The organism is Microbulbifer guangxiensis, from assembly GCF_021729075.1.
Taxonomy (GTDB): Bacteria; Pseudomonadota; Gammaproteobacteria; order Pseudomonadales; family Cellvibrionaceae; genus Microbulbifer; species Microbulbifer guangxiensis.
In genome coordinates this window covers 241,073-258,068 of the sequence record NZ_JAJSAQ010000002.1, presented here as the reverse complement: position 1 = coordinate 258,068, position 16,996 = coordinate 241,073, and the positions used below count along the sequence as shown (strand labels likewise).

General features: G+C 59.2%; 15 protein-coding genes and 2 other RNA genes. 8 read left to right on the top strand and 9 right to left on the bottom strand.

The window, feature by feature from the left end; genetic code table 11:
• Window positions 1-3 precede the first annotated feature (3 nt).
• Window positions 4-600, bottom strand: coding sequence for a LemA family protein (locus LVD12_RS05305; protein ID WP_237066219.1), 597 nt, complete (start codon window positions 598-600; stop codon window positions 4-6).
• Between the two features lie 231 nt (window positions 601-831).
• Here LVD12_RS05305 and LVD12_RS05300 point away from each other — a divergent pair, with 231 nt between their 5' ends.
• Window positions 832-2,022, top strand: a complete 1,191-nt coding sequence (locus LVD12_RS05300; RefSeq protein WP_237066218.1) for an acetyl-CoA C-acyltransferase — start codon at window positions 832-834, stop codon at window positions 2,020-2,022.
• An 86-nt stretch (window positions 2,023-2,108) separates the two neighbouring features.
• Here LVD12_RS05300 and LVD12_RS05295 read toward each other — a convergent pair whose 3' ends face one another.
• The 4 genes from LVD12_RS05295 to LVD12_RS05280 form a co-directional block, all read right to left on the bottom strand.
• The gene (locus LVD12_RS05295) at window positions 2,109-2,699 is read right to left on the bottom strand and encodes a BON domain-containing protein (protein WP_237066217.1); all 591 of its coding nucleotides are present in this window, start codon (window positions 2,697-2,699) and stop codon (window positions 2,109-2,111) included.
• Window positions 2,700-2,702: 3 nt separating this feature from the next.
• Entirely contained in the window at window positions 2,703-3,293 is a 591-nt protein-coding gene (locus LVD12_RS05290; RefSeq protein WP_237066216.1) for an SIS domain-containing protein, read from the bottom strand.
• Window positions 3,294-3,371: 78 nt separating this feature from the next.
• Complete coding sequence (locus LVD12_RS05285; RefSeq protein ID WP_237066215.1) at window positions 3,372-3,770, bottom strand: YraN family protein; 399 nt, start codon at window positions 3,768-3,770, stop codon at window positions 3,372-3,374.
• Complete coding sequence (locus LVD12_RS05280) at window positions 3,757-5,676, bottom strand: penicillin-binding protein activator (RefSeq protein WP_237066214.1); 1,920 nt, start codon at window positions 5,674-5,676, stop codon at window positions 3,757-3,759. Before LVD12_RS05280 ends, LVD12_RS05285 begins: the two co-directional genes overlap by 14 nt.
• 36 nt (window positions 5,677-5,712) lie before the next feature.
• On the opposite strand from LVD12_RS05280, the gene rsmI reads away from it, so the two are divergent.
• Window positions 5,713-6,552 carry a 16S rRNA (cytidine(1402)-2'-O)-methyltransferase gene (gene rsmI, locus LVD12_RS05275; protein ID WP_237066213.1) on the top strand — a complete coding sequence of 280 codons (840 nt, stop codon included), beginning with the start codon at window positions 5,713-5,715 and terminating at the stop codon, window positions 6,550-6,552.
• 79 nt (window positions 6,553-6,631) lie between these two features.
• Here rsmI and LVD12_RS05270 read toward each other — a convergent pair whose 3' ends face one another.
• Window positions 6,632-8,758 (bottom strand): prolyl oligopeptidase family serine peptidase, encoded by a 2,127-nt coding sequence (locus LVD12_RS05270; RefSeq protein WP_237066211.1) that lies wholly within the window; start codon window positions 8,756-8,758, stop codon window positions 6,632-6,634.
• A 321-nt stretch (window positions 8,759-9,079) separates the two neighbouring features.
• Between LVD12_RS05270 and rnpB (LVD12_RS05265) the strand changes: the two genes are divergently transcribed.
• An RNA gene (rnpB, locus tag LVD12_RS05265) (RNase P RNA component class A) lies at window positions 9,080-9,432 on the top strand.
• A 649-nt stretch (window positions 9,433-10,081) separates the two neighbouring features.
• On the opposite strand, the gene LVD12_RS05260 is transcribed toward rnpB (LVD12_RS05265), so the two are convergent.
• On the bottom strand, window positions 10,082-10,945 hold the full coding sequence (locus tag LVD12_RS05260; RefSeq protein ID WP_237066209.1) for a hypothetical protein: 864 nt from the start codon (window positions 10,943-10,945) through the stop codon (window positions 10,082-10,084).
• Window positions 10,946-10,967: 22 nt separating this feature from the next.
• On the opposite strand from LVD12_RS05260, the gene rnpB (LVD12_RS05255) reads away from it, so the two are divergent.
• An RNA gene (rnpB, locus tag LVD12_RS05255) (RNase P RNA component class A) lies at window positions 10,968-11,372 on the top strand.
• Between the two features lie 164 nt (window positions 11,373-11,536).
• Here rnpB (LVD12_RS05255) and LVD12_RS05250 read toward each other — a convergent pair.
• Window positions 11,537-12,406 carry a DUF5829 family protein gene (locus LVD12_RS05250; protein WP_237066207.1) on the bottom strand — a complete coding sequence of 290 codons (870 nt, stop codon included), beginning with the start codon at window positions 12,404-12,406 and terminating at the stop codon, window positions 11,537-11,539.
• 380 nt (window positions 12,407-12,786) lie between these two features.
• Here LVD12_RS05250 and LVD12_RS05245 point away from each other — a divergent pair, with 380 nt between their 5' ends.
• Window positions 12,787-13,695: a DUF5829 family protein gene (locus LVD12_RS05245; protein ID WP_237066825.1), complete on the top strand. Its 909-nt coding sequence runs from the start codon at window positions 12,787-12,789 to the stop codon at window positions 13,693-13,695.
• Window positions 13,696-13,975: 280 nt separating this feature from the next.
• On the opposite strand, the gene LVD12_RS05240 is transcribed toward LVD12_RS05245, so the two are convergent.
• Window positions 13,976-14,773 (bottom strand): thioredoxin family protein, encoded by a 798-nt coding sequence (locus LVD12_RS05240; protein WP_237066205.1) that lies wholly within the window; start codon window positions 14,771-14,773, stop codon window positions 13,976-13,978.
• Window positions 14,774-15,313: 540 nt separating this feature from the next.
• On the opposite strand from LVD12_RS05240, the gene mraZ reads away from it, so the two are divergent.
• Genes mraZ through ftsL form a run of 3 tightly spaced genes read left to right on the top strand, consistent with a single transcriptional unit; the run spans window position 15,314 to window position 16,991 of the window.
• Window positions 15,314-15,757: a division/cell wall cluster transcriptional repressor MraZ gene (gene mraZ / locus LVD12_RS05235; protein WP_237066203.1), complete on the top strand. Its 444-nt coding sequence runs from the start codon at window positions 15,314-15,316 to the stop codon at window positions 15,755-15,757.
• A gap of 20 nt (window positions 15,758-15,777) precedes the next feature.
• On the top strand, window positions 15,778-16,719 hold the full coding sequence (rsmH, locus tag LVD12_RS05230; RefSeq protein WP_237066202.1) for a 16S rRNA (cytosine(1402)-N(4))-methyltransferase RsmH: 942 nt from the start codon (window positions 15,778-15,780) through the stop codon (window positions 16,717-16,719).
• Window positions 16,716-16,991, top strand: coding sequence for a cell division protein FtsL (ftsL, locus tag LVD12_RS05225; protein WP_237066200.1), 276 nt, complete (start codon window positions 16,716-16,718; stop codon window positions 16,989-16,991). Before rsmH ends, ftsL begins: the two co-directional genes overlap by 4 nt.
• The last annotated feature ends 5 nt before the right edge of the window (window positions 16,992-16,996 follow it).

Here is a 16,996-nt window from a genome sequence, read left to right as displayed (position 1 = left end):
ACCTCAGAATTCCACCCGCGGTGCCGCCTGGAATTGCTCTGAGTCGGAAAACTCCAGTAACCGTGCATCATTGCGGTGGCCGAAAAAGCCGGCAAAGAAAACCGGTGGGAAACTCTGCTTGTAGATGTTGTAGGCCATCACCGAGTCATTGAATGCCTGGCGGGCAAAGGCCACCTTGTTTTCGGTGCTGGTCAGTTCTTCGGTCAGCTGCATCATATTCTGGTTGGCCTTCAGGTCCGGATAGGCCTCCATGACCACGTTCAGGCGACCCAGTGCGCTGGCAAGGGCCCCCTCAGCCTGCCCCAGTTGTGCGATCGCGTTGGGGTTGTCCGGGTGTGCTGCCGCGCTCTTCAGGCCGGCGAGCGCCGTATTGCGGGCGCTGATCACCGCCTCCAGTGTTTCGCGCTCGTGCTTGAGGTAACCCTTGGCCGTATCCACCAGGTTGGGGATCAGGTCGTAGCGCCGCTTCAGCTGCACCTCGATCTGAGCAAATGCGTTTTCATAGCGGTTCTTGAGGGAAACCAGTTTGTTGTAAACGCCCATCACATAGAACAGCAGGGCGGCGAGGGCGACCAGCCAGACGATGGTGGAGACTTCCATGATGATCCTTCTCGTTAATTGTTATCCCGGCCGCACGATCACGGCATTCCAGTCGGATCATACCACGCGCGGTGACCGGAATCGGTGTGCGTGTCCCACCAGCGGATCCTGCTAAGGGCGGATGGTCGCGGCCGGGGTTCCTCTGGTTATAATGCGCCCCGCAATAATGATTCAGCCTGTGACCGCCGCGACTGCGTGGCCGGGAGCGGGTCAACTATGGGAGCAGCCAGTATGAGCGAAATGAATACAGATCCAGTGGTCATCGTCGGTATGGCGCGCACGCCGATGGGTGCCATGCAAGGCGCACTGTCAGCGCTCAGCGCCCCAAAACTCGGCTCCGCAGCAATCAAAGCCGCACTCGAGGACGCAGGTGTTGCGCCCGCAGACGTGGATGAGGTGCTGATGGGCTGCGTACTCCCCGCCGGTGTCGGCCAGGCTCCTGCGCGGCAGGCGGCCCTCGGAGCCGGTATTCCCCAGGGCACCCCGACCAGCACCATCAACAAGGTGTGCGGCTCCGGTATGAAGACTGTGATGATGGCCCGCGACGCCCTGCTGGCCGGCGATGTCAAAGTGGTGGTTGCCGGTGGTATGGAGAGCATGAGCAATGCTCCCTACCTGCTGCCCAGTGCCCGCAGCGGCATGCGGCTGGGGCATGGCAAGGCGCTGGACCACATGTTCACCGACGGACTCGAGAATGCCTACGACGGCCAGCTGATGGGCAATTTCGCCGAGTGCACGGCAGACAAGTACAGCTTTTCCCGCGAGGAACAGGATGCGTTTGCGCTGGAATCCCTGGCCCGTGCCAACAGTGCCATCGAGAGTGGCGCCTTTGAGCGTGAAATCACCCCCGTGACCATCGCTTCCCGTCGCGGCGAGGTGACCGTCAGCGTGGACGAGGGCCCGGGCAATGCGCGCCCGGACAAGATTCCCCAGCTGAAGCCGGCCTTCCGCAAAGATGGCACCGTGACTGCGGCCAATGCCAGTTCCATTTCCGACGGTGCCGCTGCGCTGGTGCTGATGCGCGAGAGCGAAGCCAAACAGCGTGGGCTGAAGGTACTGGCGGTGCTCAAAGGGCAGACCCAGTTTGCACAGGAGCCGGAGTGGTTTACCACTGCCCCGGTGGGTGCAATGCAGAAGCTGCTGGAGCAGACCGGCTGGAACACCGGTGAGGTAGACCTGTTCGAGATCAACGAAGCGTTTGCCGTGGTGACCATGTCGGCCATGAAGGAGCTGGACCTGCCCCATGACAAGGTCAACGTGAACGGTGGTGCCTGTGCCCTGGGCCACCCGCTGGGCGCCAGCGGTGCACGGATTCTCGTGACCCTGCTCGGCGCGCTGGAAAAGCGCGGCCTGAAGAAGGGGGTTGCCAGCCTGTGCATCGGCGGCGGCGAGGCGACCGCGGTGGCGATCGAGCGGGTGTGATGCTCGATCTGAAGCAGCAATAAAAAACGGAGGCCTCGGCCTCCGTTTTTTTGTGCCCGAAGGTCGCGCCAGGCGCGACCGGGTTGTCAGTCGATGTATTCCACCGCCTTGACCACTTTCTGCACGCCGCCGATGCTGCGGGTTGCGTCTGCAGCACGCTCCGCTTCAGCGCGGGTCAGCAGGCCCATCAGGTAAACGACGCCGTTTTCGGTGATCACGTTGATGCGACCGCTGTCGATCTCCTTGTTGGCGAGCAGGCTGCTGCGCACCTTGGTGGTCAGCCAGGCGTCGCTGCTGCTGGCCAGCAGTGAGACAGTGCCACGCACCTGGATTTCGTTGAAGACCTGGCGCACGTTCTTGACCTGTTGGGCAGTACGACCGGCCAGCAGGCGCAGCTCGTTGCTCGGTACCTGCCCGGTCAGCAGCACAACGCCATTGAACACATTCACATTGACGTTGGATGCCTTGAGGTCCGGGTGCGCCTTGTTGATGTTGACAGTGGTCACCGTCTCGATCTTCTCGTCATCGAGGTAGGTGCCCAGAGAGCGCTCGCCCGGGTCCTCCTGGATGGGCCCGTCATTGGTGGCCTCCAGCACAGTGGCACAGCCACCCAGTAACAGAGAGGCGAACAGTGCGGTCAGCAGGGATTGTTTGCCTTTATTCAAAAATCGGTTCATTTATCAGTCCTCGTAGCCACCGAACAAACTGCTGTCGATGAGATCGCACAGGCAGAAAATGGTTAACAGGTGTACCTGGTGCACCTCTGCTGCGACTTCAGAAGGCACACGCAGTTCAATATCGTCCATATCCAGTAATGCGGCGCAGTCGCCACCATCGCCACCGGTCAGTGCCAGGATGCCCATGTCGCGGTCGCGGGCGGCGCGCATGGCCTGCACCAGGTTGGAATCGCGACCGTCGTTGGAAATGATCACCAGCAGGTCGCCGGGCTGACCCAGGGCCCGCACTGGCCGCGCAAAGGATTCCGCACGGCCGTGGTTGCGCACCACAGTCCCGAGTGAGACAGCGTCACTGCTCAGCGCAATGGCTGGCAGTGCCGGACGCTCCCGCTGGAAACCGCCCTGCATCTGGGCGGCAAAACTCTGCGCCAGAGCGCCACTGACGCCATTGCCGCAGAGCAGAATCTTGTTCTCGCCCAGCAGGGTGTGAACGATCATGTCACTGGCCTCGGCGATCAGCGGGGCCAGCACCTCGCCGGCGTTCATGGTTGCCTCGAGGCTGCGGTGAAATAGGGTGACGACTCTCTGTTCCATTCCCTGCCTATCTGGTGCGGTTCCGGGTCCGCTTATTGGTATCAGTCAGGCCAGTAACTGGCCGCTTACATCTACATCTCACAGCGCATTGAACGCGCTCTGTATCCACTGGATCTGCCGGTCATCGCCGCTGCCCTCGATGGCGACCACATCGAAGCGGCAGGGGCAATCCAGCCGCCTCTGCTGGAGGTAGCTCTCGGCCGCGGCGAGCAGTTTGCGCTGCTTGCGCCGGTCCACGCTGGCGGCGGCACCACCGAAAGCAGCTGAGCGCCGGTAGCGCACCTCGACAAAAACCAGGGAGTCCCCATCCCGGGCCACCAGGTCGATTTCTCCACAGCGGGTGCGGTAATTCTGCTCAACGACCGTGATGCCTGCGGCAGCCAGATAGCTGGCCGCGACTTCCTCCATGCGTGCGCCAATGGAGCCGGTCTCGGCCGCCGGACTTGTGTTGTTGTCCCCGGCTTTAAAGATTTTCACTGCTGCGCGAGAGCTCGATACTCTCTACCGGAGCGGCCAGCGGTTCTACCGCTGTGGTTACGGGTACCGGCGCTCCCTTGTCGATTCTGGCCCAGACCTGTTCGCGCACAATACGGCCATCGGCGGTCAGGCTGAGGGCACCGGTCAGGCCGTGTACCCGCTGCTCCGGGAACTGACGCAGCATGGGCAGGCGCGGAAACAGGCGGAACGCATCAGCGCCCAGTGCATAGAGCCTGGCGAAGGCCGGCGCCGGGGATGCCTGGGACTCGATGGCCTGCTTGGTCTGGTTTTCCCCTTCAAACAGCCACGGCAGCGCGGTAAAGCGTACGCCGTTGATATCCCGGTCCCGCTCCCGGTTTACCGTACCGGCAAATACCTGGGAGGTGGCAAATACCGGCAGGTCGCTGGCATAAAAGAAGGCCAGCATGGGGTTGATCTGGCGGGCTTGCTCCGGCTGGGCAAGCAGGAGCAGCATGTCCACATCGCCGCGGCGGCGGGGGGTAAACTCTAGCGGTGCAGCCAGCTGGCGACGCAGGGCGGCCTCACGGGCCTTGCTCTCCGGGATCAGCAGGGTATCGCTGACCAGCTTGGAGAAGTTGCTGCGGTCGTGGAAGGTGCGGCGAACGCTCACCGAGCCGCCCAGCTGCTGAAACTGCTCGGTGAAGGCGTCGGCGCCGCGCTGCCCCCAGCCGGAGTCGGCAGCGAGGATCATGGCCTGGCGGTGGCCCTGGCGGTAGGCCTGCTTGGCGACCTGGCGCGCCTCGTCCTCGATTGCCAGCCCGAACTGCACCAGGTCACTGGTCAGGCGGCCTTCATCGGCATAATTGAGGGCGAGGGTGGGTACAGGCAGCTTCTCGGTAGCCAGCAGGTTGGCGACTTTCTGTTTGTCCAGCGGGCCGATGATGGCCTGGGCGCCGGCATCGACGGCTTCCTGGTAGACCTGCTCAAAAGGCCGGTCAGTGCCGGTATCGTAAACCTGCACTTTCGGCGTCGGGGCACCGGCCTCCAGCGACGTGTAGTACGCGGCCATGAAACCGTCGCGAATGGCGCGTCCCGCGCTGCCCAGCGAACCGGACAGCGGCAGCAGTAGGGCTACCTGGTCGGCTCGCTGCGCTGCCAGTTGCTCCAGCAGGCGCAGGGCCTGGGGCGGTGTGCTGGCGGCGGTGTGCCGTGGCCACTGCTGGCGCCAGCGGCTGAGCGCGGTCAGCTGGGAGCTGAGATCGGTCTGGGTGTCGCGCCCGACCAAGGCCAGTTCATACCAGCCGCGCATGAGCGGATCGTTGCTTTCGTCGGCGCGCAGGTGCAGCTCGCTGGACGGCAGCTGGGTCAGCAGTTGCCAGAATCCGTCATTGTTTTCGGCGACCATCTCCGCATCCCGGGCCATCATGGCGATTTGCTGGCGCTCGGCGATGGCGCTGTCCAGGTCACCGAGAAGGCCCCAGAGGTCTGCGCGCAGGTCCCGCAGGGGCAGGGCAGTCTCACTCGGCAGCTGCAGCCAGGTGCCGTCGAGGCGCGGGGAGGCCGCGAGATCAAGAGCCCGGAAGAACTCGTCCTCGGAGGCGAGGAGGTTGCCGTACACATGGGCGTAGCGGGCAAACTGCACATCGCTGAGTTGGTTCGGGTCGATCTGCGTCACTGCCTCGCGGGCACCCTCAGCCTCACCCAGGTCGTATAGAATGGCCGCAGCCTGCAGGCTCTGCTGGTCGCGCTGGGGAGACGGCAGGGTCCGTGCACTCTGCAGCAGTTGCTGGGCACTGGCGCGGCTGGCCGCAGGGCCGGTAACCGGCAGCTGGGGCTGGGCACCAGACTTGGGGGCCGGCGTCTGGCAGGCGGCCAGGGCCAGGGCCAGAGCGCCGGCGGCAACTCTGGCAAATATCTGGGGCGTGCGCCGGGACTGGGCGGACATATGCTTCTCCCGCAATTCTTTACATCGGAGTGAACAATGGGGTCGGATCAGGTGCTTTATGTAGTCGCAACACCGATTGGCAATTTGGCGGATATGGTACCGCGAGCCATCGAAGTTCTACAATCCGCCGACCTGGTGGCGGCAGAAGACACACGTCACAGTCAGAGACTTTTTTCCCACTTCAGTATCAATACCCCCCTGGTCGCCTACCATGACCACTCGGACGACAAGCGTACCGCTGACCTTCTGGCCCAGCTGGAGGCCGGCCGTACCATTGCCCTGATCTCCGACGCGGGTACCCCGCTGATCTCCGATCCGGGTTATCGCCTGGTGCGGGAGGCCCGCAGCCGCGGTATCCGGGTGGTCCCCATTCCCGGTGCCTGCGCTTTCGTTGCCGCCCTGAGCGCGGCCGGCCTGCCCAGCGACCGGTTCAGTTTTGAGGGCTTTCTGCCGGCGAAGGCGGGCACCAGGGTCAATGCGCTGCAGACGCTGGCTGCCGACCCGAGAACCCTGGTCTTCTACGAGGCCCCGCATCGGGTGGCTGACACGCTGGACGCCATGGCCGAGGTGTTTGGTGCAGAGCGGGAGGCGGTCATCGCCCGCGAGCTGACCAAGGCTTTCGAGACCTTTCACCTGGCGCCCCTGGGCGAGCTGGCTGCCTGGGTACGGGCGGACAGCAACCAGCAGCGGGGGGAAATCGTGCTGATGGTGCGGGGGGCCGAGAAAGCGAAAGCCGGTGAACTGGACAGCGAGGCCACACGGGTGATGGGGCTGTTGCTCAAGGAGTTGCCCCCCAAACGCGCCGCGGCCCTGGCCGCTGAGATCACCGGGGTGAGCAAGAAAGCGCTGTACAACTGGAGCCTGTCCCGCGACTAGCCTGTGCGGAGGGCCGTTGGGGCAGTCAGGCCTCGCAGACGGGCCCGCGAGACCTGGACTTCATGTCAGTACAGAGGCTTCAGCCCTTGTCTGCTTGTTCGGGCTGGGGCTCCAGCGCGGTCCACAGGTGTGTAAACATCAGCGCAACCCGGTGGGCCAGCTGCTCGTTGGTGGCGCTGCCCTTGTGTCCACCTTCGAGGTTTTCGTAATACTCCACCTGCTGGCCCATCGCTTTCATCCGCGCCGCCATCTTGCGAGCGTGGCCCGGGTGCACGCGGTCATCGCGGGTTGAAGTAAAGAAGAACACCGCCGGGTAGTCGGTATCCGCTTTCAGGTTCTGGTAGGGCGAGTATTCGCTGATGAACTCCCAGTCGGCAGTATCCGGGTCACCGTATTCCCCCATCCAGGAGGCGCCGGCCAGCAGCTTGTGGTAGCGCTTCATATCCAGCAGTGGCACGCCGCAGATGACCGCGTTGAACAGGTCCGGGCGACGAGTCATGCTCGCCCCCACCAGCAGGCCGCCGTTGCTCCGTCCCTCAATGCTGAGACGCTGGGGACGGGTAATGCGACGCTCGATCAGGTCTTCTGCCACCGCGGCAAAGTCCTCGTAGGACTTCACCCGGTTCTCGCGCAGGGCCGCCGCATGCCAGGCCGGGCCGTACTCGCCTCCACCGCGGATATTGGCCAGGACGTAGACTCCACCGCGCTCCAGCCACAGCTTTCCGTAGGCGCCGTTGAGCGGCTCATAAGAACCCGAGTAGGACGGCAGCAGGGCATTGCGGAAGCCGCCGTATGAGAAAATGTGCGTGGGGTTGTTGGCGTCCAGCTCGATATCCTTCGCCATGATGGCGAAGTAGGGCACCCGGGTGCCGTCACGGGACTCCGCGAAGTACTGCTCGATCTTGAACCGGCTGCCATCGAATGTCGGTGACTGTACCATCACCTGCTCCAGCCGGTCCTCGCCCGCGTGATAACGATACAGCGTGGGCGGGGTCACGAAGTTCTCCCAGCGCAGGTAGGCATCGCCGGTCTGCTCGTCGTAGCTGGCGATCGCCAGCTGGCCGTTGTCCGGCACGGCGATCGGCTCGCGGGTGAAGTCATCCTTACCCTTGCGGTAGAAGTAGGCACGGCCCTTCACATCCTCCAACAGTGTCACCAGCACCCCGGCCGCCGTGACCGACACCGAGTCCACCACCTGGCTGTCAGAGGGCACCACCAGTGAGGCAACCTGGGGTTTGCCAGCCAGCAGGGAATCCAGTTTGACCAGTACAAGGCTGCCCAGCGGCCAGCTCTTGTCTTGCACCTGCCAGTCCTGGTTCAGTTTGACCACCAGGCTATCGCCCAGCTTGCCCTCGATCTCGGCACTCTGGGGCAGCGGCAGGGGGATGGCTTTGTCGTCGCGGTAGGCGAAGTAACGCTGGTTCCAGAAGTCCAGTCCCTCGGTCAGGAAGATCGCCTGGCTGTCGCCGCTACCGGCAGCAAAGGGGCGTACCCAGACGGAATCTTTGGGGACCTCCATTACCTGCCGGGCCTTTGCCAGCGGTTCGCCACGCTGCCATACCACGGCGGTGCGGGCATAGCCGGAATCGGTAGCGCCCTGTGCGCCACCGGCAGTGGTGATCAGCAGATGGTCAGCATCAATCCAGGTGGCCCACTGCTTGGCCAGGGGGGAGAAGAAGCCGTTCTCGACAAACTCACCGCTGCGGGCATTAAACTCCCGCAGTTCGACGGCGTCGCCGCCACCTTGTGACAGGCGGACCAGGCAGCGGGTCTGCGCCTCGTCTTCACAGGACATACCATTCAGAACCCACTTCTTACCTTCGGCGGCTGACAGGGCGTCGATATCCAGTACCGTTTCCCATTCGTCACTGCCGCGATCGAAAGCATCAGTTTTGATGCGCCGATACAGGCCGCGAGGGTGTTCCTCGTTGTGGTGATTCTCGTAAAGCCAGTCACCTTTCTGGCTCAGTTCCGGAAGGCGATCCTCGGCATTCAGGGCCGCCAGGGCATCCTGATACAGGGATTGGTACAACTCGCCTTCGGCGAGCCTGGAGTGAGTCTCTGCATTCTGCTCTTTGACCCACTCGATGGCGCGCTCGCCATCCACGTTCTCGAGCCACAGATAGGGATCCTGCGCAGCCCAGGCTGCATTACCGGCGACCAGCGCCAGGGCCGAGAAGGCGATCTTCCGAACCTTTATTCTCATGATTACCAAGCCTGTAGAATTTCATACCAGCGGCAGTTGGCGCCGCGATTTTCCGGTGAGGCAGAATAGGAAGTTGCTGCCGCTGTGTAAAGTTTGATCGCCTGCGAATGCGGTGTGATGGCGGCCTGTTGCGATGGATCTGTTAATGGCGTGTGGCCATTGGCGGAATAGCCGTGTGAATGGACTGCCTGGACCTGCATGCTGCTGGGCGCAGGGCGCAGGGCGCAGGGCGCAGGGCGCAGGGCGCAGGGCGCAGGGCGTTGGTCGCCTTGTCCCGACAACTTTCTTGCATTGCCCAGGGGGCGGCATTACTCTTCGCCGCGAGCTGGCCGGGCAATCGCTGCCGTTTTTACGGTGGAGGAAAGTCCGGGCTCCATAGGGTGGGACGCCAGGTAACGCCTGGGGGGCGCGAGCCTACGGAAAGTGCAGCAGAGAGCAGACCGCCGATGGCTTCCTCGGAAGCACAGGTAAGGGTGAAAGGGTGCGGTAAGAGCGCACCGCGCGGCTGGTAACAGTCCGCGGCATGGTAAACCCCGTCCGGAGCAAGACCAAATAGGCCCTCTATAGGTGTGACCCGCACTGAGGGCGGGTAGGTCGCTTGAGGTGTGTGGCGACACACATCCCAGATGAATGATTGTCCTCGACAGAACCCGGCTTACAGGCCAGCTCATCAAATTCCAGAGGTTCAGGTTTTTCAAGGAGTTGCGTGCATGCGCCTCCTTGGAGAGCCTGACCTTGGTACAGAATCTGGTACAGAACGACCGGCGCTTCCTGCTCCTGCACGGCGCTACCTATTACTTCCACTTCCCGACTCCGACCCATGCGCGGAGGTTGGTTTCCCTCCCTTCCCAGAGAGGTCGAGCGGAGTCTCAAGACTGACTCGCTATCACAGGCCAGGGCTCTGGTTGGCCAGAAGCTTCCCCTGGTTCAGTTGATCTACCAATGCTGCGACCAGCGAGCGCTACGTGATCTTTGGGGCTCCATCTGATCAATTAGTGATGCGGCAAGACACAGCCGTATGGCCAACTATCACTCTCTTTTGCTCGGTGGATCGGACAGCGTCTGGAGACGGTCGGGGCGCAGGCCATCAGTGGGCACTTTGAGGGGCTTGTGGAGACCGAACACCTGAGCTTGAAGCAGTCGGTCAGCAACAAGACCGCTCAGCGACAGCTGGCGGCGGAGGCCAGTGCTCGTGCTCGGATGCGGTATGCCAAGAAGCGAGAGTCTGAACGTCGCTTGATGTGGGACATGACGACGGGTCAGTACTTCTGGTGATAGCCAGACGGACGACTGGAGCCCCGGTGATAAGCGGCATACGAGCCTTTATGGCTGTGAGATTTCAATCCCCTCGGGTTCAGGCTGGCCTGGTAACTCTTCCCACATCTGTATCCACTCTTGGGAGGTTTCTGTGGAGCACCAAGGGCTCGCTATGTATGGTTCATCGTAAAAAATAGCGCCTCTTTCAGTGATTTGCTCCCAGATAACCTTGAGTCTGCGAGGAGGCTCAATTCTCCGCGCTTGCAGAAGCTCGCGTAAATATTGCCAGTCTTCAGTGCAGGTGAAATCCGTGTGGCAGATTATTGCTGGGCAGCAAAAGCCGCCGGTAGACAGCAGCTTGCACCTGAACCACAGAGTGTTTCCTTTGATAGCACCTGACACCTCAAAATGCGGAGGTACTGTCCGGTGCGGTGTGTGCCTTTGGTGGAATTCTTCATCAAGATGTGGGACTTCAGGGTAAAAGTCGCGGAGTAGGCTGCTGATGTCTATTGCCCCGTCGTCAATGAATTCGGTGAATGAGGGGGCTTCATGCAAGGTGTCTTCGTAATTGAGTTTGAGTGCCGAAAATGGAGCGTCAAAGCCGCCATTCGACCTTGAACAGCTTGGTGAGTCGAAGGATGCTCCAGCGTGTATCTCTACCTTTACATGAAGGCAAAGCTGAGAAGGGCGGAGGGCGCGTTTCGAGAGAACTTCTCTGAAGTCTTCCCATTCTGCTCCACTGTGCAACCCGATATGGCAGCTTGGGTTCCAGCAGCAATGGTGGTCGCCTGCATTGAAAATGAGTGTGCAGAACAGGCTGTTTCCGTCAGCAGACGCTATTCGGTCAGGCTGTGAAAAATGAGAGTGCCCGCCAAAAGGGCGATGTTGGGAATCAAGAAACGCCAGGAAGGCATCTTGAAGATTTTTCATTAGGAATGCTTGCAGAGATGCTGCAGCTGGTCGACTTGTCATATGAAGGATAGCACTGGCCGTACCCATGAAGTAGAGGCGTCAGGCATGTAAGAGAGTCTTGTGGCGCCATATGCATGCCCTCGACGCTGGTACAGAAGTTGGTACAATCTTGGTGATTGATCGATGAACTGAGCGTGCGCTCAGCTTTTCCTTGATCAACCTGACAAGTGAGGTTGAGCATGTTTTGAAAGGGTGCGGTAAGAGCGCACCGCGCGACTGGTAACAGTTCGTGGCACGGTAAACCCCGTTCGGAGCAAGACCAAATAGGCCCTCTACAGGTGTGACCCGCACTGAGGGCGGGTAGGTCGCTTGATGTGTGTGGTGACACACATCCCAGATGAATGATTGTCCTCGACAGAACCCGGCTTACAGGCCAGCTCATCAAATTCTGAAAGTTCAGGTTTTTCAGGGAGGTGCGTGCATGCGCCTCCTTGGAGAGCCTGATCTTGGTACAGAATCTGGTACATGTTGACCGGCGCTAACTGGTCCTTCGTCATGCAGGATGTGCTTGCAGGAATTGCCTAGGCTGTTGCGCCTTGCCAAGCATATTCAATCATTCAATACCCACACAGCGCTTCTCCCTGGCCCTACGGTCAATGAAGTATTTCCGATTGCTTCCACATGCTTACCTTTGACCGGATCATTCAGCAGCATATGGATTTCTCGAATTCTTCCTTTTCCATCCTCCTTGCTGATCACCTCTATAGCATCCCTCTCTCCAGTTGCGCTAAAAGTGTTCCCGCCACGATTGACGTTATAGCCGGCAGCTTTTAAAAGGGATATTAAGCTAGCCGCATGACTTGGGTCTAATTCAATGACGACTTTTTGGATGTCTCTAAACTGATGCTGTTGGTAGCCGTCCGGAAGATATCGTTCTCTACTTATTTGGTCATTTTCGTGTTCAGCTGGTTCGCGTTGCGACAGCGGGTTATTCATATACGAAGAAATGTATTCGGCGGCCCACAAGTCAACCTCGTCATCACCAAGTGCCAGGTCCTGAAGGAAGTTAACCTCCTCTTCGCCGAGGTTTCTGGTCATCAGTGAGCTCTTGAACGCTACGCTCTCTTGGGATAGGCGGTTCTTGATTATGTCTATATCCCCTGGGGATTCTGACATTATCCCCAGTCCTACTTTTGTCCCGTCACGTTCGCCCTCTGCATATAATTCAATATATGTCGATCGACCAGTAAGGTAGCGGGCAATCCGCACTCCCTCTTTTTCGGAATGTGAGATTACCTCGTAAAATGCGAAGCGCTTAAGGAAATCTGATTCGTCCAATTCTTTGATTGTTGCTTTATCTAATACTGTGTAAGCGTGATCCAAAAACGCGATTTGGGTGGGGTTGGCACTTAAAGCGACCGGGAGGAAAATGCTGAAAGTGAGGATTGGGATATGCCTTATAAAATGATGGAATGACATGTTGCAAGCTCCTCAATCAGCATTGTATTCGGACAAATATATTATGATTGGCATTGTGCGTATATTTGTATGTAAAGGTGCGTTCGAGTTGTCTTGAGTGCCCTAATGCTCGCGAGTGAACTCTCTCTTGATCCAATTGGTGTTTACTGGGAGTTTTGCCGTCAAGAGGCTGTAGCGCTCGATTTAACCGGGGGCAGTACTTGAGGCGGTAAAGTTGTCACCTGTCACGAGGGGAATCTGCTAGAAATGCCTGCTCTTCGATGACATACCTGTAGCATTAAGCGTGTTGTTCGCCTGGGTAAGAATTAAGGATAACAGGCTGCATGACTTGGGTATCTGTTAGATGCGGTGCAGATCGGGAAATACACTGAGTGAATATTATGAAAACATGGAACCGACTGGCGGTGCTGGCGCTAACTTTTGGTCTGAGTGCATTTGTGCAGGCCTCCCCGAAGCAAACCGCATTTCTCAATCATTTGTTTGCAGTGCTTGACCAAGAAACGATTCAGGCAATCGAACAATCCAAATACCTACCTGAATTTATTGAGTATGAAAAATTAGTGGTTACCGCCGAGGGTGGAGAGAGCTGGACGGGTCGTTATGTCAGCGGTCGATCGACCTATGTCGAGTTTTTTTCTTTAGGTGACTATGGGGGTTACAAGGTCGGAGATGTTGGCCTCGCAATCAGTCCAGAGGTGGTCGGTGGGATTGACTCGATCGAGCGCTATCTGGTGAAGTCAGGTGCTAGCTTCTCTCGTAATATGCGCAGGCGTAATTTCGACGGTGTCGAAGTAGATTGGTTTCATACGGTCGGCCTTGACGCGAAAAGTGACAGGGTAACCTTCTGGGCGATGGAGTATGTCCCTTCTTACCTTGACAACCCAGCAGCCAAAAAAGAACCGCCGGAGGGGGAAGGGGACCTGATCAGTCGGGAGCGATATCTTGGCGATGAATATCGAGAAAAGCTTGTCCGTGATGTCTCATATGTGGCATTCAACATGGAGAAGCATGCCATTGATCAAGTGATGCCAATGTTCTTGGCTGGAGGGTACAAGGTCGCAAAGGTTGATGGAAAAACTCGAATGATCGGGCAGGAAGAGGAGATCGTACTTATACCTGCTGAAAAAGGAAGGCACGGACTGGCTGAGTTGAAGTTTACTCTCAATAGTCCTGTCAAGGCGCAGCACGTAGAGCGCATAGGCAATTCTGAACTTCGTGTCGGTCCAGGTCTCCTCGCCGTTTGGAAATTTACAGTGCCGGAAGCAGAGGCTGGCCTGGCTAATCAATAGGCAGCTTCCCCGTGTTGCCGTGTGAAGCGCGACACTTTCACAGCGGTTACTATAATGGTTATTTACGCGGCAGAGCGATCGATAGCAGATTGATTTCTGTCTACGTTATCGCCAGCCTGCTGTGTCTCATCATTGTCGGAGTCGATTCGATCAGGAGGCTCAAAGCATCCATGCCCCCCAGTTCTGATGGCAATATGGTAGGGGTTGGCTGATTTGAGTGATGCCAGCGGAGTATGATTTTGGCGGTTATTGGAGTGGCGCCCCTATCTGATCGCTTGTCTCACTTTGTTTCAGTTAATTGTCTTACGGGTTTTTCCCAATCAAACGCGGAGTATTCGGGAAATTCCAGTCGGACTCCTTTGTCACCGGCGGCTGCGCGCAGTTGAGCTTCACTCCGCAGGTTTTGTAAATCGCGTGGCAGCTGGGAGCGCATTTCGTACAGCTGCTGCCAATAGCGTTCGAAGTCTTCCGGTTTTTCTCCCGCCTTGTAGCTGGCCAGCATCGGGCCGACGATACTGTAGCCGTGGTAGATGCGTTGGGCCTGTTGCTGTTCAAATTCATCGATCTGAGCCGTCAGCCGGGCTAATGCCTCCGGTTCTGACTGTCGCGCTGCCGGCTGAGCTTGCAGGGCGTTGAGCTTTTCCAGGGTCTCCACAGCGCTATAGCTGGCGGCACTGCTCCAGATATGTACGGAATCCCGGTTGAGCAGCCGGTTGGTTTGCGGGTCGATGGCCAGCACGGTGGGGGTGCCGAAGATCACCGGCAGGCCGAAGCGGCGGTTGATGTCGAAGTTCTTTGCCAGGTAGCCCACATCCACGTACTGGATCTCGAAAGCATCCGCGACAGCGCCAGCAATCTCCGGTGACTGGAGGTTGGTGGCCAGCGCGCGGCTGTCGTGGCACCAGTTGGCGCCCATGATGATGAGCGCTCGTTTTTTGTGCTCTTTAGCATTTGACAGAGTGGTGTCGACAGCTTCCATGGCGTTATCGAGGGGGATGTACACCTTGCCGTTATCACCGGCGGCGGCCCCAGTGGCGATGGCCAGTATCCAGGCGAGGCCGAGCAGCAACTGTTTCACGGATTGTGTCCTTATTTTGTCTGGGGGCTTCCGGATCTGGGAAGGCTCTGATCGGAATTATGCGCCAGACCCGGTGGCATTGGCATGTTTTCCTGCCAATGGTGGGCTCTTCGGTATCGCCCGTTCGACTGAAGCTCAAAACGCAAGCAAATTGGTGTGAGCGTTCGCTAGCATACCTGCATTCAATCACCTCCGGCTGAAACTTAAAGTGGTCTCTCAGGTTTGGGGAAGTGAGTGCTCGCTTCAGCCTGGAGAATTTGGCGGAAAAATTGCCGGCCTTAAGCTTCATTAACCCCGCAGCCCGCGAAATTACTGGGCTTTCTTCATTTTCCCCTCGCCTATTTCCTTGACTTTGCACCATCCAGATTTATAGTGTCGGAGGTGGAGAAAAGTGGAGATTTGTGGGTTTTGGTGGTTCATGTGGGCGAGTGAGTGGGGATTTACTTTCGCTTGACCAAAAAACGCACAAAAACTCTCCGTTAATAACGCGCACCCCGGTGGTTTGAGGGGGCATAACCAGGGTTTCAATCGGGCACATTCGTGTATCTCGGCAGCCACGCAATCAATATGGACGCAAAAGGGCGTCTGGCGATTCCGGCGCGCGTTCGCGACACGCTGATGGAGGAGTGTGCCGGTAACCTGGTGGTGACGGCCCATACCGAAGAGCGTTGCCTGCTGGTGTACCCCGAGCCCCAGTGGCAGGAAATTCTCCCAAAGATCGAATCGCTGTCTAGCTTTAATAAAGTGGCCCGCCGCGCCCAGCGGCTGTTGATCGGTTATGCCTGTGAGCTGCAGGTTGACGGCAACGGCCGCGTGCTGATTCCCCCCACCCTGCGCGAGTACGCCGGGCTGGAGAAGAAGCTGATGCTGGTCGGGCAGGGCAAGAAACTGGAGCTGTGGAGCGAGGACCGCTGGATGGAATGGCTCGACAGCAGTGAAGGGGATGGCGAGATGCCGGAGGAAATGGCCTCGCTGTCACTGTAATTAGAGAGGAGATGCCCCGGGTGTCACAAGAGTTGCATCGCAGTGTGTTGTTGCGCGAGGCCGTGGACGCCCTGGTCATCGATCCGGGCGGTTTTTATATAGACGGCACATTCGGGCGCGGGGGTCACAGCGCCGCGATCCTCGAGCGGCTGAGCGCCAGCGGTCGACTGCTGGCGATCGACAAGGATCCAGAGGCGGTGGCCTACGGCAACGAACGCTTTGCCGGCGACCCGCGGCTGTCCATATGGCACGGCTCTTTTGCCGACATGGACCGGGCTGCGGCGGATGAGGCCGGCCGGGTCACCGGGATTCTGCTGGACCTGGGGGTATCGTCCCCGCAGCTGGACCAGGCCCAGCGCGGTTTCAGCTTTATGCAGGATGGGCCGCTGGACATGCGCATGGACACCACCCACGGCATCAGTGCTGCCGAGTGGGTCAACACGGAGTCCGAGGCAGAGCTGGCGCGAGTGTTCAGGGAGTATGGCGAAGAGCGCTTCGCGCGCCGCATGGCGGCAGCCATCGTGCGTCGGCGGGCTGAGCGCCCCTTCGAGCGCACGCTGGACCTGGCGGAGGTGGTCAAGGAGGCCAATCCCGCCTGGGAAAAGGGCAAGCATCCGGCCACGCGGGTGTTCCAGGCCATTCGCATCCATGTAAATGGTGAGCTGGAAGACCTGCATCGGGCGCTGGATAAGTCGATTGACCTGCTCGCTCCCGGTGGGCGTCTGGTGGTGATCAGTTTCCACTCACTGGAAGACCGCATGGTGAAGCGTTTTATCCGCGACAAAGAGCGCGGGCCTACATTGCCCCGCGGGCTGCCGGTTATGGACAGTCAGATCACGAAAACGCTGCGATCGGTGGGCAAAGCCGTCAAGGCAGAAGCGGAAGAGCTTGGTGAGAACGTCCGCTCCCGCAGTGCCGTGATGCGGGTCGCTGAGAAGCTAGGCACGGAGGCACAGCCATGACAGCGAAGCGGGGACTGCTGCTGGCCGGATTGTGGCTGGGGGTGATCGCTTCGGCGCTGTCGGTGGTGCACACCACCCACCGCAGTCGCACCCTGACCGCCGAGCTGGTCGATGCGCAGAAGGAGCGGGATGAACTGCGCTTTGAGCAGGAGCGCCTGCTGCTGGAAAAGGGCGCCTGGTCCGCCTACGGGCGCATCGAGCAGGTGGCGCGGGAAAAATTGAACATGCATATGCCGGAATCTGACGAGCGAGTCCTGGTTCCGGAACAATAATTTTA

Excerpts from the sequence above, each read along its gene's own strand:
- LVD12_RS05305 (WP_237066219.1), bottom strand. The coding sequence starts at position 600 with ATGGAAGTCTCCACCATCGTCTGGCTGGTCGCCCTCGCCGCCCTGCTG.
- LVD12_RS05300 (WP_237066218.1), top strand. The coding sequence starts at position 832 with ATGAGCGAAATGAATACAGATCCAGTGGTCATCGTCGGTATGGCGCGC.
- LVD12_RS05295 (WP_237066217.1), bottom strand. The coding sequence starts at position 2,699 with ATGAACCGATTTTTGAATAAAGGCAAACAATCCCTGCTGACCGCACTG.
- LVD12_RS05290 (WP_237066216.1), bottom strand. The coding sequence starts at position 3,293 with ATGGAACAGAGAGTCGTCACCCTATTTCACCGCAGCCTCGAGGCAACC.
- LVD12_RS05280 (WP_237066214.1), bottom strand. The coding sequence starts at position 5,676 with ATGTCCGCCCAGTCCCGGCGCACGCCCCAGATATTTGCCAGAGTTGCC.
- rsmI (WP_237066213.1), top strand. The coding sequence starts at position 5,713 with ATGGGGTCGGATCAGGTGCTTTATGTAGTCGCAACACCGATTGGCAAT.
- LVD12_RS05270 (WP_237066211.1), bottom strand. The coding sequence starts at position 8,758 with ATGAGAATAAAGGTTCGGAAGATCGCCTTCTCGGCCCTGGCGCTGGTC.
- LVD12_RS05260 (WP_237066209.1), bottom strand. The coding sequence starts at position 10,945 with ATGAAAAATCTTCAAGATGCCTTCCTGGCGTTTCTTGATTCCCAACAT.
- LVD12_RS05250 (WP_237066207.1), bottom strand. The coding sequence starts at position 12,406 with ATGTCATTCCATCATTTTATAAGGCATATCCCAATCCTCACTTTCAGC.
- LVD12_RS05245 (WP_237066825.1), top strand. The coding sequence starts at position 12,787 with ATGAAAACATGGAACCGACTGGCGGTGCTGGCGCTAACTTTTGGTCTG.
- ftsL (WP_237066200.1), top strand. The coding sequence starts at position 16,716 with ATGACAGCGAAGCGGGGACTGCTGCTGGCCGGATTGTGGCTGGGGGTG.